21 protein-coding genes are annotated in these 22,709 nt (G+C 71.2%); 13 read left to right on the top strand and 8 right to left on the bottom strand.

Annotated features, from left to right (window positions below; translation table 11 throughout):
- Nucleotides 1–3: 3 nt before the first annotated feature.
- Genes NQ165_RS09330 through NQ165_RS09340 form a run of 3 tightly spaced genes read right to left on the bottom strand, consistent with a single transcriptional unit; the run spans nucleotide 4 to nucleotide 2,542 of the window.
- Nucleotides 4–867: a metal ABC transporter permease gene (locus NQ165_RS09330; RefSeq protein ID WP_257532893.1), complete on the bottom strand. Its 864-nt coding sequence runs from the start codon at nucleotides 865–867 to the stop codon at nucleotides 4–6.
- Nucleotides 864–1,613, bottom strand: a complete 750-nt coding sequence (locus NQ165_RS09335) for a metal ABC transporter ATP-binding protein (protein WP_257532896.1) — start codon at nucleotides 1,611–1,613, stop codon at nucleotides 864–866. Before NQ165_RS09335 ends, NQ165_RS09330 begins: the two co-directional genes overlap by 4 nt.
- Complete coding sequence (locus tag NQ165_RS09340; RefSeq protein WP_257532898.1) at nucleotides 1,610–2,542, bottom strand: metal ABC transporter substrate-binding protein; 933 nt, start codon at nucleotides 2,540–2,542, stop codon at nucleotides 1,610–1,612. Before NQ165_RS09340 ends, NQ165_RS09335 begins: the two co-directional genes overlap by 4 nt.
- Before the next feature lie 178 nt (nucleotides 2,543–2,720).
- On the opposite strand from NQ165_RS09340, the gene NQ165_RS09345 reads away from it, so the two are divergent.
- Entirely contained in the window at nucleotides 2,721–3,347 is a 627-nt protein-coding gene (locus tag NQ165_RS09345; protein WP_257533140.1) for a TrmH family RNA methyltransferase, read from the top strand.
- A 3-nt stretch (nucleotides 3,348–3,350) separates the two neighbouring features.
- Here the strand turns inward: NQ165_RS09345 and NQ165_RS09350 are convergent, their stop codons facing one another.
- Entirely contained in the window at nucleotides 3,351–4,673 is a 1,323-nt protein-coding gene (locus NQ165_RS09350) for an MATE family efflux transporter (protein ID WP_257532899.1), read from the bottom strand.
- A gap of 74 nt (nucleotides 4,674–4,747) precedes the next feature.
- On the opposite strand from NQ165_RS09350, the gene NQ165_RS09355 reads away from it, so the two are divergent.
- From NQ165_RS09355 to NQ165_RS09365, 3 genes are all read left to right on the top strand, one after another.
- Complete coding sequence (locus NQ165_RS09355) at nucleotides 4,748–6,730, top strand: M13 family metallopeptidase (RefSeq protein ID WP_257532901.1); 1,983 nt, start codon at nucleotides 4,748–4,750, stop codon at nucleotides 6,728–6,730.
- 67 nt (nucleotides 6,731–6,797) lie between these two features.
- The gene (locus NQ165_RS09360) at nucleotides 6,798–7,712 is read left to right on the top strand and encodes a serine hydrolase (protein WP_257532903.1); all 915 of its coding nucleotides are present in this window, start codon (nucleotides 6,798–6,800) and stop codon (nucleotides 7,710–7,712) included.
- 304 nt (nucleotides 7,713–8,016) lie between these two features.
- Nucleotides 8,017–8,403 (top strand): MmcQ/YjbR family DNA-binding protein, encoded by a 387-nt coding sequence (locus NQ165_RS09365; protein WP_257532905.1) that lies wholly within the window; start codon nucleotides 8,017–8,019, stop codon nucleotides 8,401–8,403.
- Nucleotides 8,404–8,682: 279 nt separating this feature from the next.
- Here the strand turns inward: NQ165_RS09365 and NQ165_RS09370 are convergent, their stop codons facing one another.
- Nucleotides 8,683–8,865: a hypothetical protein gene (locus NQ165_RS09370; protein ID WP_257532907.1), complete on the bottom strand. Its 183-nt coding sequence runs from the start codon at nucleotides 8,863–8,865 to the stop codon at nucleotides 8,683–8,685.
- A 77-nt stretch (nucleotides 8,866–8,942) separates the two neighbouring features.
- Here NQ165_RS09370 and NQ165_RS09375 point away from each other — a divergent pair, with 77 nt between their 5' ends.
- Together NQ165_RS09375 and NQ165_RS09380 are read left to right on the top strand one after the other, a co-directional pair.
- Nucleotides 8,943–9,359, top strand: a complete 417-nt coding sequence (locus NQ165_RS09375; RefSeq protein ID WP_257532908.1) for a VOC family protein — start codon at nucleotides 8,943–8,945, stop codon at nucleotides 9,357–9,359.
- 78 nt (nucleotides 9,360–9,437) lie between these two features.
- Nucleotides 9,438–9,836: a hypothetical protein gene (locus tag NQ165_RS09380; RefSeq protein WP_257532910.1), complete on the top strand. Its 399-nt coding sequence runs from the start codon at nucleotides 9,438–9,440 to the stop codon at nucleotides 9,834–9,836.
- Between the two features lie 274 nt (nucleotides 9,837–10,110).
- Here the strand turns inward: NQ165_RS09380 and purU are convergent, their stop codons facing one another.
- The 3 genes from purU to NQ165_RS09395 form a co-directional block, all read right to left on the bottom strand.
- A complete protein-coding gene (purU, locus tag NQ165_RS09385) occupies nucleotides 10,111–10,989 on the bottom strand; it encodes a formyltetrahydrofolate deformylase (RefSeq protein WP_257532913.1) in 879 nt (292 codons plus the stop codon).
- 241 nt (nucleotides 10,990–11,230) lie between these two features.
- On the bottom strand, nucleotides 11,231–12,424 hold the full coding sequence (locus NQ165_RS09390) for a cobalamin-independent methionine synthase II family protein (protein WP_257532915.1): 1,194 nt from the start codon (nucleotides 12,422–12,424) through the stop codon (nucleotides 11,231–11,233).
- A 186-nt stretch (nucleotides 12,425–12,610) separates the two neighbouring features.
- Nucleotides 12,611–13,615: a LacI family DNA-binding transcriptional regulator gene (locus tag NQ165_RS09395; RefSeq protein WP_257532917.1), complete on the bottom strand. Its 1,005-nt coding sequence runs from the start codon at nucleotides 13,613–13,615 to the stop codon at nucleotides 12,611–12,613.
- 128 nt (nucleotides 13,616–13,743) lie between these two features.
- On the opposite strand from NQ165_RS09395, the gene NQ165_RS09400 reads away from it, so the two are divergent.
- The 7 genes from NQ165_RS09400 (at nucleotide 13,744) to NQ165_RS09430 (ending at nucleotide 22,294) form a co-directional block, all read left to right on the top strand.
- Nucleotides 13,744–15,033, top strand: coding sequence for an ABC transporter substrate-binding protein (locus tag NQ165_RS09400; protein WP_257532919.1), 1,290 nt, complete (start codon nucleotides 13,744–13,746; stop codon nucleotides 15,031–15,033).
- Nucleotides 15,034–15,043: 10 nt separating this feature from the next.
- Entirely contained in the window at nucleotides 15,044–16,063 is a 1,020-nt protein-coding gene (locus NQ165_RS09405; protein WP_257532921.1) for a carbohydrate ABC transporter permease, read from the top strand.
- Entirely contained in the window at nucleotides 16,060–16,953 is an 894-nt protein-coding gene (locus NQ165_RS09410; RefSeq protein WP_257532923.1) for a carbohydrate ABC transporter permease, read from the top strand. Before NQ165_RS09405 ends, NQ165_RS09410 begins: the two co-directional genes overlap by 4 nt.
- Nucleotides 16,954–17,020: 67 nt before the next feature.
- A complete protein-coding gene (locus tag NQ165_RS09415; protein WP_257533141.1) occupies nucleotides 17,021–19,291 on the top strand; it encodes a glycoside hydrolase family 3 N-terminal domain-containing protein in 2,271 nt (756 codons plus the stop codon).
- A 53-nt stretch (nucleotides 19,292–19,344) separates the two neighbouring features.
- Nucleotides 19,345–20,532 (top strand): Gfo/Idh/MocA family protein, encoded by a 1,188-nt coding sequence (locus NQ165_RS09420; RefSeq protein WP_257532925.1) that lies wholly within the window; start codon nucleotides 19,345–19,347, stop codon nucleotides 20,530–20,532.
- Entirely contained in the window at nucleotides 20,529–21,236 is a 708-nt protein-coding gene (locus NQ165_RS09425; RefSeq protein ID WP_257532927.1) for a ThuA domain-containing protein, read from the top strand. Before NQ165_RS09420 ends, NQ165_RS09425 begins: the two co-directional genes overlap by 4 nt.
- A complete protein-coding gene (locus tag NQ165_RS09430) occupies nucleotides 21,209–22,294 on the top strand; it encodes a Gfo/Idh/MocA family protein (protein ID WP_257532929.1) in 1,086 nt (361 codons plus the stop codon). Before NQ165_RS09425 ends, NQ165_RS09430 begins: the two co-directional genes overlap by 28 nt.
- Nucleotides 22,295–22,709: the final 415 nt, after the last annotated feature.

A 22,709-nucleotide genomic window follows, 5' to 3' on the forward strand; every position in this document is an offset into this window, starting at 1 on the left:
AGCCTACCCAGCGGCCGCAGAGCGTCGATGGGCGAGCGCGCGCCCGATGACCCCCTGCCGAGGGGCGAACAGATAGGCGAGCAGGAACAGCGCACCCATCGTCAGGACGACCAGACCCCCGGAGGAGGCGTCGAGGTAGTAGCTCAGCAGGATGCCGGTGACGGCGCTGAACGCGGCGACGGCGGGTGCGATCAGCAGCATCCGCCCGAAGCGGTCGGTGAGCAGATATGCCGTCGCCCCGGGGATGATCAGCATCGCGACGACGAGGATGACGCCCACCGCCTGCAAGGCCACGACGACCGTCACCGCGAGCGCCCCCAGCAGGAGCGCGCTCAGGCGGCGCGGACTCAGTCCGATCGCCTGCGCATGCGCGGGGTCGAACGCGAAGAGCGTCAGGTCGCGGCGCTTGACCATCAGCACCGCGAGCGTCAACGCCCCGAGCCCGAGCACCTGCACGAGGTCGGCCATGCCGACGCCCAGCAGGTTGCCGAACAGGATATGGCTGAGGTCGGTCTGCGAGGGAGTCACCGAGATCAGCACGAGCCCCAGCGCGAACAGCGTCGTGAAGACGACGCCGATCGCGGCATCCTCCTTCACCCTGCTGGTGGTGCGCACGATTCCGATGGCTGCGACGGCCGCGACGGCGAACACGAGCGCGCCCACCGCGAACGGCGCGCCGATCACGTACGCGAGCACGACGCCGGGGAGCACGGCGTGGGAGACCGCGTCGCCCATGAGCGACCAGCCGATGAGCACCAGCCAGCAGCTGAGCACCCCCGTGACGATCGCCGCGACCGTGGTGACCATCAGCGCGCGCACGATGAAGTCGTACTGCAGCGGCTCCAGCAGCCAGTCCACGGGATTCATTCCCCTCCCTCCGCCGCCGGACGCTGCAGAACGTCCAGGCCGAACGTGCGGGCGAGGTTGTCGGGCTGCAGCGCCTGCTCCGGGCTGCCCTTCAGCAGCACGCGATGCAGGAACAGCGCGACCTCGTCGCACAGCGCCGGGAGGGCCTGGAGATCATGGGTCGAGACGAGGATGCTCGCCCCGTCGGCCGCCGCTTCGCGCAGCACCGCCGTGAGTGTCGCCTCCGTGCGCTTGTCGACGCCGGCGAAGGGCTCGTCCAGCAGCAGCACGCGCGCCTGCTGTGCGAGACCGCGCGCCACGAACGCCCGCTTGCGCTGTCCTCCCGACAGCGCGCCGATCTGACGATCCGCCAGGTCGGCGAGCTCGACGCGGTCGAGGGCTTCCGCCACGGCTGCCCGGTCCGCGGGGCGCGGCCGGCGGGTGAGGCCCTGATAGCCGTACCGCCCCATCATGACGACCTCGCGCACACTGAGCGGGAACGACCAGTCGACTGCCTCGGACTGGGGGACGTAGCCGACCAAGCCGGCCCGACGTGCCTCCGGCGCGGTGAGTCCTCCGATGCGCACCGAACCGGAGACGGGTCGTGCGACACCCATCACCGCTTTGAACAGCGACGACTTCCCGGAGCCGTTCATCCCGACCAGGCCGCACACCACTCCCCGCCCGAGGGTGAGGGATGCGTGGTCGACCGCGATCACGTCGCCGTACCGCACCGTGACGTCGTGCGCCTCCAGCGCGGGCGTCACTGCTGCTCCGTCCCCGCCAGCCCCGCCGCGATCACGGCGGCGTCGTGCCGCAGCAGGTCGAGGTAGGTGGGCACGGGCCCGTCAGGATCCGACAGCGAATCGACATAGAGAACCCCTCCGAACACCGCGTCGGTGGCCTCGACGACACGCTGCATCGCGGCATCCGAGACGGTCGATTCGCAGAACACCGCGGGGATGCCGGTGTCCCGCACGGCATCGATGGTCGCGGCGATGCGGCGCGGCGTGGCCTGCTGTTCGGCGTTGACCGGCCAGATGTAGTGCTCGGTGAGCCCCGCGTCGCGGGCGAGGTACGAGAACGCCCCCTCGCACGTCACGAGCGCGCGGTGCTCGGAGGGAAGGGTGTCGAGCACCGCCGTCAGCTCGTCGTGCAGCGCCTGCAGCTGCCGCGTGTAGGCGGCGCCGTTGCTCTGGAAGGCGGCGGCGTTGTCGGGATCGAGCTCAGTGAACGCGGCGACGAGGTTGTCGACGTAGACCTGGGCGTTGAGGGGAGACATCCAGGCGTGCGGGTTGTCTCGGCCGGCGTAGGCGTCCTCCCCGATCGCGATCGTGTCGACACCCTCGCTCACGACGACGCGGGGGACGTCGAGGTCGGCGATGAACTGTTCGAACCAGGCCTCCAGGCCCAGCCCGTTGTCCAGCAGCAGGTCCGCCTCGCCTGCGCGGGCGACGTCGCCGGGGGTCGGCTCGTACCCGTGGATCTCCGCACCGATCTTGGTGATCGACTCCACCCGCAGGTGTTCGCCGGCCACGTTCTGCGCGATGTCCTGCAGCACCGTGAAGGTCGTGACGACGACGGGACGGTCGTCGTCACGCGCGGTGGAAGCCTCCGAGCACCCCGTCAGTGCGAGGGCGCTCGCGGTGACGATGGCCAGAAGAGCGGGGATCGGGCCGCGCGGAGTTTTCGGCATGCCGAAAAATTAGCAGAGATTTCGGTACGCCGAAAAGTGTTTCTGCGCACCTGCGCCCCTCCGGGATGACCAGGCCGGACAGGGGTCTGCGCGGGGCTCCCCCGGGAACGCTGGGTAGCCTGAAGGGGTGACTGACCGCGCCGCCTCCGCTCCCGACGGCGCCGTCGTGCCCGCCGAGGTGCCGGAGCCCGCCGAGCCGACGCTGCCCTACGGCGTCGGCCCGTGGCCGGGTGGTCCCGAGGCGTGGCCCGACGACCCCCGCTACGACCGCGACCTGCTCGCCGAGGGCGACCGGCGCAACGTCGTGGACCACTACCGGTATTGGACGATGGCGGCGATCGTGGCCGACCTCGATGCGAAGCGGCATCCGTTCCACGTCGCCATCGAGAACTGGCAGCACGACATGAACATCGGATCGATCGTGCGCAGCGCCAACGCGTTCGCCGCCGCCGAGGTGCACATCATCGGAAAGCGGCGCTGGAACCGGCGCGGTGCGATGGTCACCGACCGCTACCAGCACGTGCGTCACCACGAGGACGTCGCGGCATTCGCCGCCTGGGCGGACGAGGCCGGCCTGCCGGTCGTCGCCGTCGACAACGTGCCCGGGTCGGTCCCCGTGGATCGCGCCGAGCTGCCCCAGCGGTGCGTGCTGCTGTTCGGTCAGGAAGGTCCGGGCCTCTCGGAGGAGGCGCTCGCCGCCGCCGACGGGGTCGTCGAGATCGCGCAGTACGGCTCGACCCGCTCCATCAACGCCAGCGCCGCGGCGGCCATCGTCATGTACGAGTGGTGCCGGCGCTGGGCGTGAGCGTCACACGCCGGCGCTGATCCACTGCGGCCGCCGCACCCGCCAGGTGAGGGTCGCCAGCCGCGCCAGCATGTACACGCCGAAGAACGTCGCCGCCAGCCACGCCAGCCCGGCCGCGCCCTGCGGCTGCAGCGCGCCGACCAGCAGCAGCGCCGGCACGAAGGGCAGCAGGTTCAGCCCCCCGGCGATCGCGAGATAGCGCACGTCGCCGGCGCCCATCAGCACACCGTCGAGCACGAAGACCACCCCGCACACCGGCTGCGCCAGCGCCAGCACGAGCAGCGCCGGCTGCACCAGCGCCGCAATCGCGGGATCGCCGGTGAACAGCAGCCCGATCACGCCCGACGCCGCGGCGACGACCACGCCCACGAGCACGCCGAAGCATCCACCCCACGCCACGGTGCGCTGCAGCACCTTGCGCACCGCGCGCTCGTCGCCGGCACCGAGGCTCTTGCCGATGAGCGCCTGCGCGGCGATCGCCAGTGCGTCCAGAGCGAAGGCGGCCGTGGAGAAGATCGTGAACGCGACCTGCCAGCCCGCGAGCTCCTCCGTGCCCAGTGCCGTCGCCACCCCCACCGTGGCCAGCAGTGCGGCGCGCAGCGACACGGTACGCAGGAACAGCCACCCGCCTGAGCGCGCCGATCCGCGCACGCCCTCGCGGTGGGGCAGGACGGATGCCGCATGGCGCTGGGCCAGTCGCTGCACGACGACCGCGTAGGCGGCCACCATCGCCCACTGGGCGACGACGGTGCCGGCTGCAGAGCCGGCGATGCCCCAGCCGAGACCGTAGATGAACAGCCAGTTCAGCAGGGCGTTCGCGGTGAACCCGAGGCCGGCGATCCACAGGGGCGTCACGGTGTCCTGCATCCCGCGCAGCAGGCCGGTGGCCGCGAACACGATGAGCATCGCCGGCAGGCCCCACATCGAGATGCCGAGGTAGATCTCGGCCTGCTCGGCCACCTCCGCCGTTGCGCCGAACAGGCCGACGACGGTCGGGGTCGCCAGCGAGCCGACCAAGGCCAGCACGGCGCCCAGCCCCAGCGCGAGCCACAGCCCGTCGATCCCCGCGCGCACCGCCGAGCCCATCTCGCCCGCACCGAAGCGGCGGGCGACGGCCGGCGTGGTCGCGTAGGCGAGGAAGACCATCAGGCCCACGATCGTCTGCAGCACCGCCCCGGCGATCCCCAGGCCCGCCAGCGGCACCACCCCGAGGTGGCCGACGAGGGCGGCATCCACGATGAGGAACAGCGGCTCGGCCACCAGGGCGCCCAGCGCCGGCACGGCCAGCCGCAGGATGTCGCGGTTGAGCGGGTCGCGCGTGGTCACCCGTCGAGCCTACGGCCGCGAGAGCGCGGCATCCGCGCCGCGCAGGCACAGGTGCCGCGCCTATCCTGGGAAGCATGACCGACGCCCTCCCCTCCGGCCTTGCGCTCGACGACCTGAGCCCCGAGATCCGCCCCCAGGATGACCTGTTCCGCCACGTCAACGGTGCGTGGCTCGACCGTACCGAGATCCCCGAAGACAAGGCGCGCTGGGGATCGTTCCACCTCCTCGCCGAGCAGGCGGAGCAGCACGTCCGCGCGATCGTCGACGAGTCCCAGGACGCCGAGCCCGGCACCGAGGCGCGCAAGATCGGCGACCTCTACACGAGCTTCATGGACACCGAGCGCATCGCCGCCCTCGGCGCCGAGCCGCTGCAGGCGCTGCTGTCCCAGGTGGATGCCGTCACCACGGTGCCCGAGCTGCTGAGCACGGTCGGTCGTCTCGAGCGCGACGGGGTCGGCAGCTTCTTCGGCATCTACATCGAGCCCGACCCCGGCAACCCCGAGCGCTACGTGCCGTTCGTGCTGCAGAACGGGCTGTCGCTGCCCGACGAGAGCTACTACCGGCTCGAGAGCTTCGCCGAGACGCGGGCCGCCCACCGTGCGCACATCCACCGCATCCTGGAGATGGCCGGCGTCGCGGACGCCGGCGCCCAGGCCGACCGCGTCGTGGCGCTCGAGACGGAACTGGCGTCGCACCACTGGGACAACGTGCGCAGCCGTGACGCGGTCGCCACGTACAACCTCAAGACGTGGGACGAGGTGCGCGCCCTGGTCGGCGTCGACCTCGACCCGTGGCGCGAGGCCGTCGCCCCCGGACATGACGGCGCGTTCGCCGAGCTCAACGTCAACCAGCCCTCGTATCTCGAGGGACTGGGCTCCGTGCTCACCGAGGAGCGACTGGAGGACTGGAAGGCGTGGCTGCGCTTCCAGATCGTGCACAGCATGGCGGCCTTCCTGTCCGATGACTTCGTCGAGGAGAACTTCTCCTTCTACGGCACCCAGCTCACCGGTGTTCCGGTGAACCGCGAGCGGTGGAAGCGCGGCGTGGGCCTCGTCGAGGCGGCGCTGGGCGAGGCCGTGGGCAAGGTCTACGTCGAGCGGCACTTCCCGCCTGAGGCCAAGACCGCGATGGATGAGCTGGTCGCCAATCTCGTCGAGGCGTACCGTCGATCGATCTCGGGCCTGGAGTGGATGAGCCCGGAGACCCGCGAGCGGGCCCTCGCCAAGCTCGAAGCCTTCACACCCAAGATCGGCTACCCGGTGAAGTGGAAGGACTACGCCACCCTCGAGATCGACCCCACCGACCTCGTCGGCAACGTGCGCCGCGCCCACGTGTGGGAGCACGACCGCCAGCTGGCCCGCGTGGGTCAGCCGATCGACCGCGACGAGTGGTACATGACCCCGCAGACGGTCAACGCCTACTACAACCCGCTGATGAACGAGATCGTCTTCCCTGCCGCGATCCTGCAGTACCCCTTCTTCGACGCCGGGCGGGATGCCGCGGCGAACTACGGCGGCATCGGCGCCGTGATCGGGCACGAGATCGGCCACGGCTTCGACGACCAGGGGAGCCGGTTCGACGGCGACGGGTCGCTGCGCGACTGGTGGACGGACGCCGACCGCGCCGCGTTCGAAGAGCGCACGAAGAACCTCATCGCGCAGTACGACGCTCTCGTGCCGGTCGGGCTCTCGGCGGAGCACCACGTCAACGGCGCGCTCACCATCGGTGAGAACATCGGCGACCTCGGCGGCCTCGGCATCGCGCTCAAGGCGTACGCCCTCTCGCTGGGTACCGACGAGGACGGCATCGCCGCCGAGGCGCCCGTGATCGACGGTTACACCGGCATCCAGCGCCTGCTGATGAGCTGGGCGCAGGTGTGGGAGCAGAAGAGCCGCGACGCCGAGACGATCCGCCTGCTCACGATCGACCCGCACTCGCCCAACGAGTTCCGGTGCAACCAGATCGTGCGCAACATCGACGCGTTCTACGACGCATTCGATGTGACCGAGGGCGACGCCCTGTGGATGCCTCCCGCCGACCGGGTCACGATCTGGTGACCACCCGCCGCTCACGCCGACTCCGGCCGGCGTGAGCGGCACCCCCTCATTTCGGAAGGACGCACGCGTGGGCAATCCCGACCCGCAGCGCAGCCGCGAGAAGCAGCCACCCCTGCGGGGTGCGCGACGAAAGCCGCGCCGTGAGGCAGCTGCGCGGCGCTCATTCACCGCGACGTGGAAGGTGCTCGACGAGCTCGCCGCGTCGGGCGCACGGCTGTCCGTGCGCGTGGAGGACCTCGACAACGGCGAGGCGGTGCTCGCGGGTGACGACCACCGCACCCTGCCCGTCGCCGGGCTGGGGGTCGTCCCCCTCCTCCTCGAGACGGCGGCGGCCTTCGAAGACGGAAGGCTGGATCCGCTGGAGATCGTCGACCGCCAGCAGCTGCCGCCGGTGGCCGTCGCCGGCGTCTGGCAGCACCTCAAGGCGCCGGCGCTGCCCCTGGCCGACCTGGCCGTGCTCGCCTCGGCGACCGGTGATGCGCTCGCCACCAACGCCCTGCTCGAGCGGGTGGGGCTGCCGGCGGTGCGCTCCCGGCTGGAGTCTCTGGGCATCGACCACACCGCGCTCATGGACGGATTCCGCAACGAGCGCGGTCCCGACGACGCCCCTCAGGTGGCGCTGGGCACCGCTCGTGAGCTGGCGGGACTGTTCTCGTCGCTGGTGAACGCCCGGGCGGTCTCTCCGGGGGTCAGCGCTCAGGTGTCGGAGTGGCTGAGCCTGAACGTGGACCTCACGCTCGCGGCATCCGCCACGGGGCTCGACCCCTTTGCGCACGAGGACGACGCCCACGGCCTGCTGTTCGTCAACAAGACCGGGCGAGGCGACGGGATCCGGGCCGAGGGCGGCGTCCTGGCCGGCCCCCGCGCGGGGGTGGCCTACGCGATGCTGGTCGCGTTCGATGACCTGTCGATCGCCCACCGCCTGCGCGTTCACGAGGCCTTCCGCACCCTGGGCGTCGAGCTCATGGAGTACGTGTACTGACCGGTCGTTGAGCGAGCGCAGCGAGACCCCGGTCGTTGAGCGAGCGCAGCGAGACGAAACGCCCCGTGCCCTTCGGCGTTTCGTCTCGGTCGCTGCGCTCCCTCGCTCAACGAGCGGTACGCCCTCGGTCGTTGAGCGAGCGCAGCGAGACGAAACGCCCCGCCCGCCCCGGTCGCTGTGCTCCCTCGCTCAACAACCGCCGCGTCGCGGCACCTCGGTCGTTGAGCGAGCGCAGCGAGACGAAACGCCCCGGTCGTCGGGGTCGGCGGTTTCCCCCCGCCATACCCCGCGGCAGGATGTCGGCATGGAGCATCCGCTGATGTTCGACCACGACGATCCGCAGCTGCAGCGGCTGCGCGCGGTGTGCCTGGCGCTCCCCGAAGCGCAGGAGAGGATCAGCCACGGCCGGCCGAACTTCTTCACCGTGCGCACTTTCTGCTACTTCGGCGGCAGCGCCCGGGTGGGACCGGGCGATTGGGTGCCGCATGACGGGGCGATCATCGTGCGGCCCGACCCCGTCGATGAGCCCGCGCTGCGTCAGGATGCCCGATTCTTCGTGCCCGCCTACCTCGGCCCCTCGGGGTGGCTCGGCATCGACCTCGCCGACCTGGACTGGGACGAGGTCGCGGAGCTCGTCGACGCCTCCTACCGGGTGACCGCTCCGGCCCGCCTGGCGAGGCTGCTGGACTAGCGGGGCCCGGGTCGCCGTCGGGGAGTCCTGTCCTCCTGGCGACCGCCTCGGGGCTCAGGGCACCCAGGCGCCGGATGTCGCCCACCGCCCACGCCGCGACGACGAACCCGGCGAGTCCCAGCGCGACCGCGAGCGGCGTCGCGGGTCCCGTGCGCGTGTAGGGGAGTGTCGCCGTCAGCAGCACGACGGCGGCCATCAGGGCGGCGGATGCCGCGACGAGCGCCAGGATCGGTGTCGCCCTGTATCCGCGGGCCTGCGGCATCCGGTGTGCCGAGGGCCTCAGCGCTCCGGCCCCATCAGACGGATGCCGACGAGCACCAGAGCGGCGCCGATCGCTGCGGCGCCGATCAGCGCGATCAGGGTGCCGCCGCCGAGGGGGAGGATCGTGCCCCAGACGCCCAGCGCGAGCCCGCCGAGGAAGAGGGCGGCGATGTACGTCCTGACGGGGGTGGAGGTCGTCACGCTCGTAACCTAGCAGTTGGGGCGAAGCGCGCGCCCGGCCCCGGCGGGGACGCTGCTCTCTGCGCCAGAATGCAGGGATGCCGCTTTTCGATCACCTCGGAGTCTCCGTCGACGACCTCGACCGCGCCATCGCAGAGTTCGACCCCGTGCTGACGGCGCTGGGGCTCGCGCGTGAGAGCGGCGACGGCAACGGGGCGGCGTGGTATGCCGAGGGGGAGACCGAGTTCATCCTCATGCCCGCCCGCGAGCCCGGGTCGGGTCCGCACCGGCACGGCCGCGTCGGGTGGCAGCACCTGGCCTTCGCCGTCGACTCGCGCGCCGATGTCGACCGCCTGCACCAGGTGGCGGTGGATGCCGGATGGTCGGTGGTGCGCGAGCCGAAGACCTACCCGCGCTTCAGCGAGCGGTACTACGCGTCGTTCCTGGAGAACGCCGATGGCATCCGCATCGAGTTCATGCACAACCCGCCCGCCGTTATGGCCGGCGAAAGCTGAGCCGACCGGGAGCGGACGGCGGTCGCAGGGTCGTCCCGCGGCGTCGTCCATGTCCGCACCCGCGCGTACCCTGGCGGCATGGCCACCCTCGACGACGTGCGACGGATCGCGGCGGGCCTGCCCGGCAGCGAGGAGCGCGCCACCACGGGCGGCGCGGCGTGGTTCGTGCGCGGTCGGCTGTACGCCTGGGAGTGCCATCCGTGGCCGAGCATCCCCGCCGACATGCGCGCGGTCATCGCGGCCGAATCCGTCGTGGCGGTGAGGGTGGCCGACCGTGTGGACGCCCGTGCTCTGATCGAGATGGCGCCGTCGGTGTTCCTGCGCGAGACGACGCGCTGGAGCGAGCCGAAGGTCGCGTTCCGGCTGGCCGGGATCGATCCCGAGCACCTGACGGAGCTGGTGACCGAAGCCTGGCGGGTGCAGGCGCCGAAGTACCTGCGTGTGCCGTTCGATGAGGCGCATCCGGCGGGTGCCTGACCCGGTTTCGGCGATCGTCCGCGGCAGCCGCCGGGGTGGCGGCGGTCGTGTCGCGGCATCCGCCTCACGGCATCCGCCTCACGGCATCCGCCTCACGGCATCCGCCTCACGGCATCCGCCTCACGGCATCCGCCTCACGGCATCCGCCTCACGGCATCCGCCTCACGGCATCCGCCTCACGGCATCCGCGTCGCGGAGCCCGCCTCACGGTGCCCGCGTCACGGTGCCCGCCTCACGGTGCCCGCGTCACGGCATCCGCGTCGCGGCATCCGCCTCAGAAGACGATGGTGTGGTTGCCGTGGCGGATCACGCGGTCCTGCGCGTGCCACAGCACCGCGCGCGAGAGCACCTGGCGCTCGACGTCGGCGCCGCGCCGGGCGAGCTCGGCCGTCGTGTCGGCGTGGGTGACGCGGATCGTGTCCTGCTCGATGATCGGGCCCTCATCGAGATCCGTCGTGACGTAGTGGCTCGTCGCGCCGATGAGCTTGACGCCGCGTTCCTTGGCCTTCTTGTACGGCTCGGCGCCGATGAACGCCGGCAGGAAGGAGTGATGGATGTTGATCACCGGCACCCCGAGCGCGTCGAGGAAGTCCGCCGAGAGGATCTGCATGTAGCGCGCCAGCACCACGAAGTCGACGTTGCCCTGGAGGAGTTCGAGGATCTTCGCTTCCGACTCGGACTTGTCGGGGCCGGGGGTCGAGGGGACGTGGAAGAACGGCACGCCGAACGAGCGCACGTCCTCGGCGGACGTGGTGTGGTTCGACACCACCATCGGCACGGTGACCGGGAGGTCGCCCCGGCGGTGACGCCACAGCAGGTCGAGCAGGCAGTGGTCCTGCTTCGACGACAGGATCGCCATCCGCTTGGGCACCGACTGGTCGGTGAGCGACCACTGCAGATCGAATCCCTGCAGGGTGGCGGCGATCTCGGCTTCGATCGCGGGGCGGGCCGCGGCGAAATCCGGCCGGTGGAACACCACGCGCTGGAAGTACGCGCCCCCCGTCGGGTCGTCCGAGTACTGGTCGAACGCGACGATGTTGCCGCCGATGCGGGTGATCATGGCCGAGACGGCGGCGACGATACCGGGCTGGTCCCTGCCGTGCACGATGAGGCATGCGTGGGCGGGCAGCAGGGTGGCGACGTGCGCGGTCATCCTTCGATTCTGCCGTGTCCGAGCGGATGCCGCGTGCACCCGCCCCCGCGCCCGCCGCGCCGCGCTGCCCGCCCGCGCCCGCGGCGCGCTGCCCGCCCGCCCGCGCTGCTCGAGTGTCACGTGTGGTGGGTGGGATGCCGCACCACTGTGCGGACGCGACACTCGAGCAGCGCCGGGCCCCCGGCATGGGCGCGGCGGGCGGGAGCCCCCGCGGCGCCGGGCCCCGGCGTGGGTCCCCGGGTCAGGCGCGGGCGGCGGCGCGGCGCGCGCCCTCGCCCAGCGACGCGAGCTTCGCCCACGCGAGGTCGGGGTGGATGCGCCCGCCCAGTCCGCAGTCGGTGGAGGCGATGACGCGGTCCGCGCCGACGATGTCGGCGAAGCGCCCGATGCGCTGGGCGACCAGGTCGGGGTGCTCCACGACGTTGGTCGCGTGGCTGACGACACCGGGAACGAGCACGAGGTCATCGGGCACCGCGACCTCGCCCCACACGGTGTGCTCGTGCTCGTGGCGCACGTTGCCGGCCTCGAACGAGATCGACCCGACGTTCGCGCCGAGCACCACGGGCAGGATGTGCCGCAGCTCGATGTCGGTCGTGTGCGGCCCGTGCCACGATCCCCAGCACAGGTGCAGACGCACCTGCTCCTTCGGCAGCCCGGCGATCGCGTGGTTGATCGCGTCGATGCGGATCTTCGTGAACGCCTGGTAGTCGGCGATCGAGGGCTCCGGGTTGATCTGGTCGAAGTTCTCCGCCAGCGACGGGTCGTCCAGCTGCAGGATGAGCCCGGCATCCACGATCGCCCGGTACTCCTCGCGCAGGGCATCCGCCCACGCCCAGATGTGCTCCTCGTCGGTGGCGTAGTACTCGTTGCGCACCCGCGCCGCCGACCCGGGGGCGATCGCCGTGAGGAACCCCTGCTCACCCTCGCGCAGCGACGCCTTCAGGTGACGGATGTCGGATGCCACGGCCTCCTGGCCGCGATAGGTGATGGGGCCCGTCGTCGTGGGGAAGCCGGTGGCGTTGCGCCCGACCTCCACCGACTCCGCGTAGACGTCCGGGAACAGCTGCCGGTCGCGGCGGTCGAGGAACGAGGTCAAGCGGATGTGCCCGGGCTCCGAGCGCACCGGCGGCTCGTTGAACGCGTTGACCTCGGTCATCGACAGTCCGGCGGCCCGCTGGAACGAGTACGACCACCACGCCCCGTAGTCGACGGCGTTCGACATCGCCTTGCCGAACTCGCCGTCGCCTACGAGCGTGATCCCGGCTTCGCGCTGACGCTCCACGACATCGTCGACCGCGTCCGCGACGAGCTGCTCGAACTCGGGCGTCGACTGCAGCGTGAACCCGTCGTCGGCGAACGTGCGCGCAGCGTTCGCCTCGATGAGCGCCTGCGTGCGGGGCAGGCTGCCGGCGGTGGTGGTCTGGATGTCGGTCATGATTCCTCCGGGGACGGATGCCGGCGCGCGCGGCGCCGGCGGCGGGTGGGAGGCTCTCGCAGCGGCGCACGCGCAGCACTGCTCAAGGCGGAGGCTTCCGGTTCTCGAGCCGCCCCGAGTCTAGGTTCGGGGCCGTCGCCGGACCCGGTGTGTGACGGTCCGTGACGCCGGCGCCGGTCGCGGCGCTCAGACCCCGGCGGGCGGCGCCGTCGTGCCGCGCACCACGAGCCGTGTCGGCAGGGTGACGTGAAGCTGGTCGCGGGTCTCGCCGGCCAGCAGCGCGCTGACGAACTCGGCCGCCACCGCGCCCAGCCGTCGCATCGGCTGAGCCACGGTCGTGAGCGCCGGGTGCACCCGTGAGGCTTCGGGCACATCGTCGAAGCCGACGACCGACAGATCCAGCGGCACCCGGAGTCCCAGCTCCGCTGCCACCTCGATCACCGCGATGGCCGAGAGATCGTTCGCGGCGAACACCGCCGTGGGGCGGTCGGGTTGCTGCAGCATCGCGAACGCCTGCTCGCGCACCGTCTCGGGCTGGTACAGACCGACCCTGACGAGCGACGGGTCGGCCAGGATGCCGGCTTCGCGAAGCCCCGCCCGGTACCCCGCCTCGCGCGCCTCCGATGAGCGCAGGTCCGGGCGGCCGGCGATGAACCCGATGCGGCGGTGGCCGAGCTGCACGAGGTACTGCATGGCGTGGAGGGCGCCGCCGTAGCTGTCGGATTCGACCGTGGGCAGATCCGCGCGCCCGGTGTGGGGGTCCACCGCCACGATGGGCACGTCGGCGGTCACCCCGATCACGGTCGGCGTGACCATGATCGCCCCGTCGATGAGCGTGCCGCTCAGCCGGCTGAGCGAGCGGCGCTCCCAGCCTGCGCTGCCGGCCTGACGCGATCCGCTGTAGGCGAGAAGGTCGTAGCGGGAGTCGCGCAGCGCCGAGCCGACACCCTTGAGCACTTCGGCGCTGAACGGCTCGAAGTCGGCGACCAGCACTCCGATCACGCCGGTGCGCTGGGAGCGCATGCTGCTGGCGACGAGCGAGGACTCGTAGCCGAGGCGCTCGACGACCTCGAGCACCCGCGCGACGGTGTCCTCGGCGACGCCGTAGCGGCCGTTGACGGCCTTGGAGACGGTCGAGACCGAGACGCCGGCGGCGGCGGCGACGTCGTGGATGGTGGCGCGGCGGGACATGCAGGTGAGCATACGCATAGAAAAGGATTTCGAAAACGTTTGACAGGCTTTCCGCGCGGCATGAGGATGACGTGCAACGCAGAGGTCCATGACGACCCCGGCGCGCACTCAACGAAGAGAGGAATCACATGTTTGCGAAGAGGACGCTCGCAGCAGCGGCAGCGGTCACCGCCGGTGTGCTCGCGCTCGCCGGCTGTTCCGGCGGCGGAGGCGGTGCCGGCGAAGACGGCGACGTCGAGATGACGCTGTGGCACAACTCGACCACCGGCCCCGGCAAGGAGTTCTGGGACCAGACGGCCGCGGCATTCTCGGAGGAGAACCCCGGCGTCACCATCAAGGTGCAGGTCGTGCAGAACGAGGAGCTCGACGGCAAGCTGCAGACCGCGCTGAACTCCGGGGACGCACCCGACCTGTTCCTGCAGCGTGGCGGCGGCAAGCTCGCGGCCATGGTCGCCGCGGGCCAGATCAAGGACATCAGCGACTCGATCTCCGACACGGCCGTCGAGGAGATCCCCGACACGACGCTCGACAACCTGCGCGTCGACGACAAGCTCTACGGGATGCCGATCGCCGTGCTCCCCGGCGGCATGTTCTACAGCCAGGACCTCTTCGACGCCGCGGGCATCACCGAGAACCCGAAGACGATCGAGGAGATGGGCGCCGCTGTCGAAGCGCTCAAGGCATCGGGCGTCGAGCCCATCGCCCTCGGCGGCAAGAACGCGTGGCCCGCCGCCCACTGGTACTACTTCTTCGCTCTGCGCGCCTGCAGCCCGGACACCATGGCGACCGCAGCCGAGGAGATGGACTTCAGCGACCCGTGCTGGCTGGATGCCGCACAGAACCTCGCCGACTTCGCCGAGACCGAGCCGTTCAACCAGGGCTTCCTGACCACCGAGGCCCAGCAGGGCGCCGGTTCGTCGGCCGGCCTCATCGCCAACCACCTGGCCGGCATGGAGCTCATGGGCGCCTGGAACCCGGGTGTCATCGCGGGTCTGACGCCCGACGAGAAGCCGCTGCCCGACCTGGCGTGGTTCCCCTTCCCCGAGGTTCCCGGTGGTGAGGGCGAGCCCGGCTCGATCCTCGGCGGCATCGACGGCTACTCCTGCTATGTGGACGCTCCCGACGCGTGCGTGGACTTCCTGAACTACCTGGCCACCGCCGAGGTGCAGGAGGCGTACTACGACGCCTTCGACGCCCCGCCGGTGAACACCGTCGCCCAGGAGGCCGTCACCGAGCCCTACCTGCTGCAGATCATCGAGGCCTACAACGAGGCGCCCTACGTCTCGCAGTGGCTCGACACCATCTACGGCCTGAACGTCGGCAACGCGCTGAACGTGGCGGTCGTGGACATGCTGGCAGGCAACAGTGGTCCGGAGCAGCTCGTCGAGGCGGTCAACGCAGCCGCAGCGAAGGGCTAGGAATCCGCACATGTCTGTTCGCGAGAACTCGTTGACGGAGAGCGGCACATCCGGCGAGCTCGCGCGGCGCGGCGGGGGCGACACCCAGGTGTCGTCCCCGCCCGTGCGGCGGCGGCGCAAGGGACTGGGCTGGGCTGGGCGCCTCGAGATCGCGATCCTGGTGGGGCCAGCGCTGCTGGTCTTCCTCGGCTTCGTCATCTTCCCTGTGGTCGCCGCCGCGTACTACGGCTTCTTCCGGTGGCAGGGCTACGGCCCGCCCACCGACTTCGTCGGTTTCAACAACTACCTGCTGATCCTGCAGGACCCCGCCTTCCATGCGGCCCTCAGCCACAACGCGTTCATCGTCGTGATGTCGCTCGTGCTCCAGGGCCCCGCAGCCCTGCTGCTGGCGCTTCTGCTGAACCGCCGCATGCGCGGCCAGTCGGTCATCCGCGTGCTGATCTTCGTCCCCTACGTCATCGCCGAGGTCGTCGTCGGCGTCGGCTGGAGCCTCATGCTCCAGCAGCGCGGCGCCCTGAACGGCTTCCTCGAGAACGTCGGGCTCAGCGGCCTCGAGCAGGACTGGCTCGCCAACCCCGACATCGCCATCTGGACCCTGATGGTGATCATCACGTGGAAGTACTTCGGCTTCGCCGTCATCCTCTTCCTCGCCGGTCTCCAGGGCATCCCCGAGGAGCTGTCGGAGGCCGCCGCGATCGACGGGGCCTCGTTCTGGCAGACCCAGTGGCGCATCACGGTGCCGCTGCTGGGGCCGACCGTGCGCATCTGGGCGTTCCTGTCGATCATCGGCTCCCTGCAGCTGTTCGACCTCGTCTACATCATCTGGGGCCAGTACGTCGCCTCCACGGCGGGCACCTCGACCATGGCGACCTACATGGTGTCCGAGGGCCGCAACTCCGGGAACTACGGCTACGGCAGCGCCGTGGCAGTCGTCCTGTTCCTCATCTCACTGGTCGTCGCGCTGATCTATCAGCGCTTCGTCCTGCGCCGCGATACCGCCGGCGCCCTCACGGGAGGTAAGCGTCGATGACCGCGACAGCCCTCATCACCACGACTCCGCCCGACGAGCCGCTGCTCAAGGCGGGCAGGAAGCCGAAGGAGAAGCTGCCCTGGGGCAACCCGGTGGTCTACTTCATCGCCCTGGTGGTCATCGCCGTGATCCTCGTGCCGGTGGCGTACATCATCCTCGGCGGGTTCCGCACGAACGCACAGATCACCGCCGACCCGTCGGGGCTTCCGAGCCCCTGGAACTTCGGCAACTACCTCGACGTGCTCAGCGGGTCGATGTTCTGGCGACAGGTGCTCAACTCCGCCATCGCCGCCCTGTCGACGACCGCGGGCGCCGTGATCCTCGGACTCATGGCCAGCTACGTACTCGCCCGCTACCGCTTCCGCGGGCGGGGAGCGCTGTACGCGATGTTCGCGGCCGGCCTGATGTTCCCCATCACCGTCGCCATCACCCCGCTGTACATCGTGGTGCGCGACCTCGGCCTGATGAACTCGCTGCCGGGCATCATCCTTCCGCAGATCGCGTTCGCGCTGCCGACGACGATCATCATCCTGGTGCCGTTCCTCAAGGCCATCCCCGATGAGATCGAGGAGGCGGCCTTCATCGACGGCGCCAGCCGGCTGGGATTCTTCTGGCGCATGGTGATTCCACTCGCCCTCCCCGGCGTGATCACCGTCGGCATCCTCGCGTTCATCGGCAGCTGGAACAGCTACCTGCTGCCGCTGTTCATCCTCAACAACGAGGCCAGCTACACCCTCCCGCTGGGTGTGCAGGCCTTCTCCTCCCAGTACTCCGTCGATACGGCGCGCGTACTGGCCTTCACCTCGCTGTCGATGATCCCCGCTCTGGTCTTCTTCAGCCTGTTCGAGCGTCGTATCGTCGGTGGCCTCACCGGCGCCGTCAAGGGCTGAAAGAAAGATCGAGGACTCCTCCGTGGACACCCCTGTTTCGGCGCGCGTTCGCGCCCTGCTCGAGAGCATGACGCTCGACGAGAAGCTGGCACAGCTGGTCGGCTACTGGGTCGACCAGGGCGACGAGGTGGTCGCGCCCATGGCCGGCGAGATGGCCACCAGCACCCGGTACGACGACGCCACGACCCATGGGCTGGGGCATCTCACCCGCGTCTACGGCACCCGGCCGGTCGACCCCGTGGAGCGCGCCGAGTGGCTCTGGGGCGAGCAGCGTCGTCTGCAGCAGGAGACCCGCCTGGGGATCCCGGCCATCGTCCACGAGGAGAGCCTCACCGGACTCGCCGCGTGGAAGGCGGCCACCTTCCCCACGCCGCTGGCGTGGGGCGCCGCCTTCGACCCCGACCTCGTGGAGCGGATGGGCCACCTCATCGGGGAGTCGATGCGCGAGCTGGGCGTGCACCAGACGCTGGCGCCCGTGCTCGACGTGATCCGCGACCCCCGCTGGGGCCGCGTCGACGAGTGCATCGCGGAGGACCCCTACGTGGTGGGGACCATCGGCACGGCGTACGTGCGGGGCATGCAGGATGCCGGCGTGCACGCGACCCTGAAGCACTTCGTCGGCTACTCGCTGTCGCACGCAGGGCGCAACCACGCGCCGGTGCACATCGGTGAGCGCGAGATGCGCGACGTGATGCTGCCGCCGTTCGAGATGGCGGTGCGCGAGGGTGGCGTGCGGTCGGTGATGAACTCCTACACCGAGATCGACGGCGTGCCCGTGGCCTCCGACCCGACACTGTTGACCGACCTGCTGCGCGGCGAGTGGGGGTTCGACGGCGTCGTCGTCTCGGACTACTTCGCCGTGGCCTTCCTCCACACCATGCACGCCGTCGCCGCCGACCGCGGCGAGGCCGCAGCCCTCGCGCTGGCGGCGGGCATCGATGTCGAGCTGCCGACCGGTGACGCCTACCTCGAGCCGCTGGCCGAGCGCGTGCGCGCCGGCCTGTTCGACGAGGCGCTCGTCGATCGCTCCGTGCTGCGCGTGCTGGCGCAGAAGGAGGACCTGGGTCTGCTGGACGCCACCTTCGACGCCCCGCCCACCGCGATCGACCTCGACACCCCTGCGCACCGGGCCGTTGCCCGGGAGCTGGCCGAGGAGTCGGTGGTGCTGCTGGCCAACGACGGCGTGCTGCCCCTGGCATCCCCCCGGCGCATCGCGGTCATCGGCCCCAACGCCGATGACGAGCGTGCGCTGTTCGGCTGCTACTCCTTCCTCAACCACGTGCTGGCCCATCACCCCGACGTGCCGTCCGAGCTCGAGGCGCCCACCCTGCGCACCGCGCTCGGCGAGCAGTTCCGCGACGCGGAGATCTGCTTCGCCGTCGGCGCCGACGTCGAGGGCGATGACCGCTCCGGCTTCGCGGATGCCGTCGCCTCGGCATCCGGTGCCGACGTGGCCATCGTCGTGGTCGGCGACCGCGCCGGCCTGTTCGGCCGCGGCACCGTCGGCGAGGGCAACGACGTGGAGAGCCTGGATCTGCCCGGTGTGCAGCGCGAGCTGGTCGAGGCCGTCGCCGCCACCGGCACCCCCGTGGTGATGGTGCTGCTCACCGGTCGCCCCTATGCGATCGACTGGGCACTGGACGGGAGCATCGGTGCGGTCGTGCAGGCGTTCTTCCCCGGTGAGGAGGGCGGGCACGCCATCGCCGGCATCCTGTCCGGCAGTGTGACGCCGTCCGGTCGCCTGCCGATCTCGCTGCCGCGGTCGGCGGGTGCACAGCCGTACAGCTACCTGCACCCGATCCTGGGCGGTGCGAACGAGATCACGAGCGCCGACAGCACGCCGCTGCGGCCGTTCGGCTTCGGCCTGTCGTACACGTCGTTCGCGCACAGCGACCTGCGGGTCGACCCCGAGACGCCGACCGACGGTGAGATCGTCGCGCGGGTGCAGGTGCGCAACACCGGTGATCGTGCCGGGACCGATGTCGTGCAGCTGTACGGCCGTGACGTGTACGCGAGCGTCACGCGCCCGGTGGCGCAGCTGCTCGGTTACCGCCGGGTGCCGCTGCAGCCCGGTGAGCAGGCGGAGGTGACCTTCCGCCTGCCGGCATCGCAGCTGGCGTTCACCGGACGCGACCTGCGCCGCATCGTCGAGCCGGGGCTGCTGAAACTCTGGGTCGGCCCCGACTGCGAAACCATGGAGGCGACCGCCGAGCTCACCTTGACCGGCCCGGTCAACGATGTGACCGGTCAGGCGCCCGCCTGGGTGCGCGTCGAGGTCGAGCCGGGCGTCGGCCCGGTGGACGTCGACGCGGCCGAGCCGGCGGTCACCGGCCGCTGACACCCCTCGATGCGCCGTCGACACCGTCCGGTCGGCGCCATAAGGAGACGACGATGACGACCGCCCCCTTGCGGGTCGCGCTGATCGGCACCGGGTTCATGGGGCGAATGCACGCCCACGCCTGGCGCACCGCGCACCGCTTCTTCGACCTGCCGCTGACGCCGGAGCCTGCCCTGCTGGTCGGCCGCGACCCGCAGCGCACCGCGGAGGCGGCCGACCGGCTCGGGTTCGCCGAGGCCGCCACCGACTGGCGTGCCGCGATCGAGCGCGAGGACATCGACCTGGTCGACATCTGCACCCCCGGGGACACGCACGCCGAGATCGCGCTGGCCGCGCTCGCCGCGGGCAAGCACGTGCTGTGCGAGAAGCCGCTGGCCAACGACGTGGTGCAAGCGGACCGCATGGTGGCGGCCGCCGAGCGGGCCGCCGCCGCCGGAGTCGTCAGCATGTGCGGCTTCAGCTACCGCCGCACGCCGGCGCTGTCGCTCGCGCGGCGTCTCATCGAGGACGGGCGCATCGGACAGGTGCGGCATGTGCGGGCGCAGTACCTGCAGGACTGGCTGAGCGATCCGGATGCGCCCTTCACCTGGCGCCTCGACCGCGACCGGGCGGGCTCCGGCACCCTGGGCGACATCGGAGCCCACAGCATCGACACCGCGCAGTGGCTGACCGGCGACGACATCGTGGGCGTCTCCGCGATGCTGCGCACCTTCGTCGAGACCCGTCCCGTGCTCGAGGAGCAGGTCGGCCTCGGCGGCCGCGCCTCGGCGGAGGCTCCCCGCCGCGACGTCACCGTCGACGACGCGGCCGCGTTCACCGCCCGCTTCGGCTCGGGGGCGCTCGGCGTCTTCGAGGCGACGCGGCTGGCGACGGGCCACCGCAACTCCAACCGCATCGAGATCAACGGCGACCGCGGCTCGATCGCGTTCGACTTCCGGGCGATGAACGAGCTGGACTTCTACGACGCCACCGATCCCGCCGGCGAGCAGGGATTCCGTCGCATCCAGGCCAACGAGCCCGAGCATCCCTACGCCGACGCCTGGTGGCCCGCCGGCCACGGTCTCGGGTACGAGCACCTGTTCACCCACCAGATCGTCGACCTCGTGCGTGCGATCTCGGACGGGACCGCGGTGGCGCCGACCTTTGCCGACGCCGCCCGCGTGCAGCGGGTGCTGGCCGCCGTCGAGCACAGCGCCGCACGCGACAGCCGGTACGTCACCGTCGAAGGAGAAACCGCATGACCGCACGCACCGCACTCGTCGTCCGGGGCGGGTGGGAGGGCCACCACCCGGTCGAGGCCACCGACCTGTTCCTCCCCTTCCTCGAGCGCAGCGGGTTCGACGTGCGGGTCGAAGAATCCAACGAGATCTACGCCGACGAGGAGGTCATGGCATCCACCGATCTGATCCTGCAGTCGGTGACGATGTCCGAGATCTCCCGCGAAGCCTTCGCCGGCGTGAAGGCGGCGGTGGAGCGCGGCACCGGGCTGGCCGGCTGGCACGGTGGCATCGCCGACTCGTATCGCAACAGCTCCGACTACCTGCAGCTCGTCGGCGGCCAGTTCGCGACGCACCCGTCGAAGCATCCGGATCAGTGCTCCGGCGACGAGTCCGACAACTTCCTGCCGTACACCGTCGAACTCACCGACCTCGGCCGTGAGCACGAGATCATGGCGGGGCTCGACGACTTCACCCTGCACACCGAGCAGTACTGGGTGCTGCACGACGACCTCATCGACGTGCTGGCCACCACCACGCACCCGGTGCAGCCCTACCACCCGTGGCACCGGCCGATCACGTCCCCCGCGGTGTGGACCCGGCTGTGGGGTCGGGGGCGCATCTTCGTCGCCACCCCCGGGCACAGCCTGGATGTGCTGCAGGACGACAACGTCCGCACGATCATCGAGAGGGGCCTGCTGTGGGCCAGCCGCACGGAATCGGCATAATCGGGCTCGGCGTCATCTCCCGGCAGTACCTCGACACCCTCGCGGGCGTCGACAGCGTGCGCATCACTGCGGTCGCCGATCTGGATGCCGAACGCGCCGCAGCGGTGGCGGACGAGATCCCCGGATGCCGGGCGCTCACCGTCGACGAGCTGCTGGCCGACCCGGCCGTCGACACCGTCATCAATCTCACGATCCCCGCCGCGCACGCCGAGATCGCGCTCGCCGCGCTCGCCGCGGGCAAGGGCGTCTACGGGGAGAAGCCGCTCGCGGCGACGCTCACCCAAGCCACGGCGATGAGGGATGCCGCCGGCGACCGGTGGCTCGGGGGAGCGCCCGACACCGTGCTCGGCACCGGCATCCAGACCGCGCGCGCCGCCGTCGAGGCCGGCGACATCGGCCGCCCCGTCTCGGCGGCGGCGACCTGGGTCTCGGGCGGCCACGAGTCGTGGCATCCGCACCCCGACTTCTACTACCGCGACGGCGGGGGGCCGCTGTTCGACATGGGGCCGTACTACCTCACGTCGCTCGTGCACCTGCTCGGCCCGGTCGTGCGGGTCAGCGGCGCGTCATCGCGCACCCGCGACACGCGCCGGATCGGCTCGGGTCCCCGTGCGGGCGAGATCATCCCCGTGGAGATCGACACCCACGTCACCGGCGTGCTCGAGCACGACGGCGGCGCGCTGTCGACGGTGACCTTCAGCTTCGACGCCGTCGGGTCGACCGCAGCGCCGATCGAGGTGCACGGCGAGGAGGGGTCGCTGAGCGTTCCCGACCCGAACACGTTCGCCGGCGATGTGCGCGTGCGCCGCCGCGGCGAGGCGGACTGGACGACGCTGCCCGCCGCGGCCGGATACGTCGGCGCGGGGCGCGGGATCGGCGTCATCGATCACGTGCGCGACGGCGAGGGGCGCGCGAGCGGTGAACTCGCCCTGCACGTGCTCGAGATCATGACCGCGCTCATCGACTCCGCGCACACCGGTGAGCGCGTCACGCTCACCACGACCGCGCGGCGTCCGTCGCTCGTTCCGCTCACCGCGCAGGAGGACTGGCGCCGCTGACGGCAGCGGTGCGCGTGCGCGCCGGCCGCGAGCGCTGCGAGCGCTGCGAGTGCTGCGAGCGCTGCGAGCGCTGCTCCGGTGTCGCGAATGGTGGGTGGCGTGCGCGGGGATTGTGCGGAAGTGACACCGGAGTCGCGCGTCGCGGTGCCGGGCGCGACGATCGGCGGGTGCGGCCGTGTGCGCGCTGCCCGGGTGGCGCGAATGGCGGGTGTGGCCGTGTGCGCGCTGCTCGGGTGACGCGAATGGCGGGTGTGGCCGTGTGCGCGCTGCTCGGGTGTCGCGAATGGCGGGTGCGACGGGCGGGCATGGTGCGAAAGTGACACCGAAGCGGCTCCGCGGGAGCGGGCGCGGGGCGGCTCCGCGGGCGCGCGGGCGCGGCGGGGCTCCGCGGGAGCGGGCGCGGGGCGCGGGCAGG

It is taken from the genome of Microbacterium sp. zg.Y1084 (genome assembly GCF_024623595.1).
Lineage (GTDB): Bacteria > Actinomycetota > Actinomycetes > Actinomycetales > Microbacteriaceae > Microbacterium > Microbacterium wangruii.

What these genes read in the sequence shown, in the direction of transcription:
- NQ165_RS09330 (WP_257532893.1), bottom strand. Translation starts at nt 867, where the DNA reads ATGAATCCCGTGGACTGGCTGCTGGAGCCGCTGCAGTACGACTTCATC.
- NQ165_RS09340 (WP_257532898.1), bottom strand. Translation starts at nt 2,542, where the DNA reads ATGCCGAAAACTCCGCGCGGCCCGATCCCCGCTCTTCTGGCCATCGTC.
- NQ165_RS09355 (WP_257532901.1), top strand. Translation starts at nt 4,748, where the DNA reads ATGACCGACGCCCTCCCCTCCGGCCTTGCGCTCGACGACCTGAGCCCC.
- NQ165_RS09365 (WP_257532905.1), top strand. Translation starts at nt 8,017, where the DNA reads ATGGAGCATCCGCTGATGTTCGACCACGACGATCCGCAGCTGCAGCGG.
- NQ165_RS09375 (WP_257532908.1), top strand. Translation starts at nt 8,943, where the DNA reads ATGCCGCTTTTCGATCACCTCGGAGTCTCCGTCGACGACCTCGACCGC.
- NQ165_RS09380 (WP_257532910.1), top strand. Translation starts at nt 9,438, where the DNA reads ATGGCCACCCTCGACGACGTGCGACGGATCGCGGCGGGCCTGCCCGGC.
- purU (WP_257532913.1), bottom strand. Translation starts at nt 10,989, where the DNA reads ATGACCGCGCACGTCGCCACCCTGCTGCCCGCCCACGCATGCCTCATC.
- NQ165_RS09390 (WP_257532915.1), bottom strand. Translation starts at nt 12,424, where the DNA reads ATGACCGACATCCAGACCACCACCGCCGGCAGCCTGCCCCGCACGCAG.
- NQ165_RS09395 (WP_257532917.1), bottom strand. Translation starts at nt 13,615, where the DNA reads ATGTCCCGCCGCGCCACCATCCACGACGTCGCCGCCGCCGCCGGCGTC.
- NQ165_RS09400 (WP_257532919.1), top strand. Translation starts at nt 13,744, where the DNA reads ATGTTTGCGAAGAGGACGCTCGCAGCAGCGGCAGCGGTCACCGCCGGT.
- NQ165_RS09405 (WP_257532921.1), top strand. Translation starts at nt 15,044, where the DNA reads ATGTCTGTTCGCGAGAACTCGTTGACGGAGAGCGGCACATCCGGCGAG.
- NQ165_RS09410 (WP_257532923.1), top strand. Translation starts at nt 16,060, where the DNA reads ATGACCGCGACAGCCCTCATCACCACGACTCCGCCCGACGAGCCGCTG.
- NQ165_RS09415 (WP_257533141.1), top strand. Translation starts at nt 17,021, where the DNA reads ATGACGCTCGACGAGAAGCTGGCACAGCTGGTCGGCTACTGGGTCGAC.
- NQ165_RS09420 (WP_257532925.1), top strand. Translation starts at nt 19,345, where the DNA reads ATGACGACCGCCCCCTTGCGGGTCGCGCTGATCGGCACCGGGTTCATG.
- NQ165_RS09425 (WP_257532927.1), top strand. Translation starts at nt 20,529, where the DNA reads ATGACCGCACGCACCGCACTCGTCGTCCGGGGCGGGTGGGAGGGCCAC.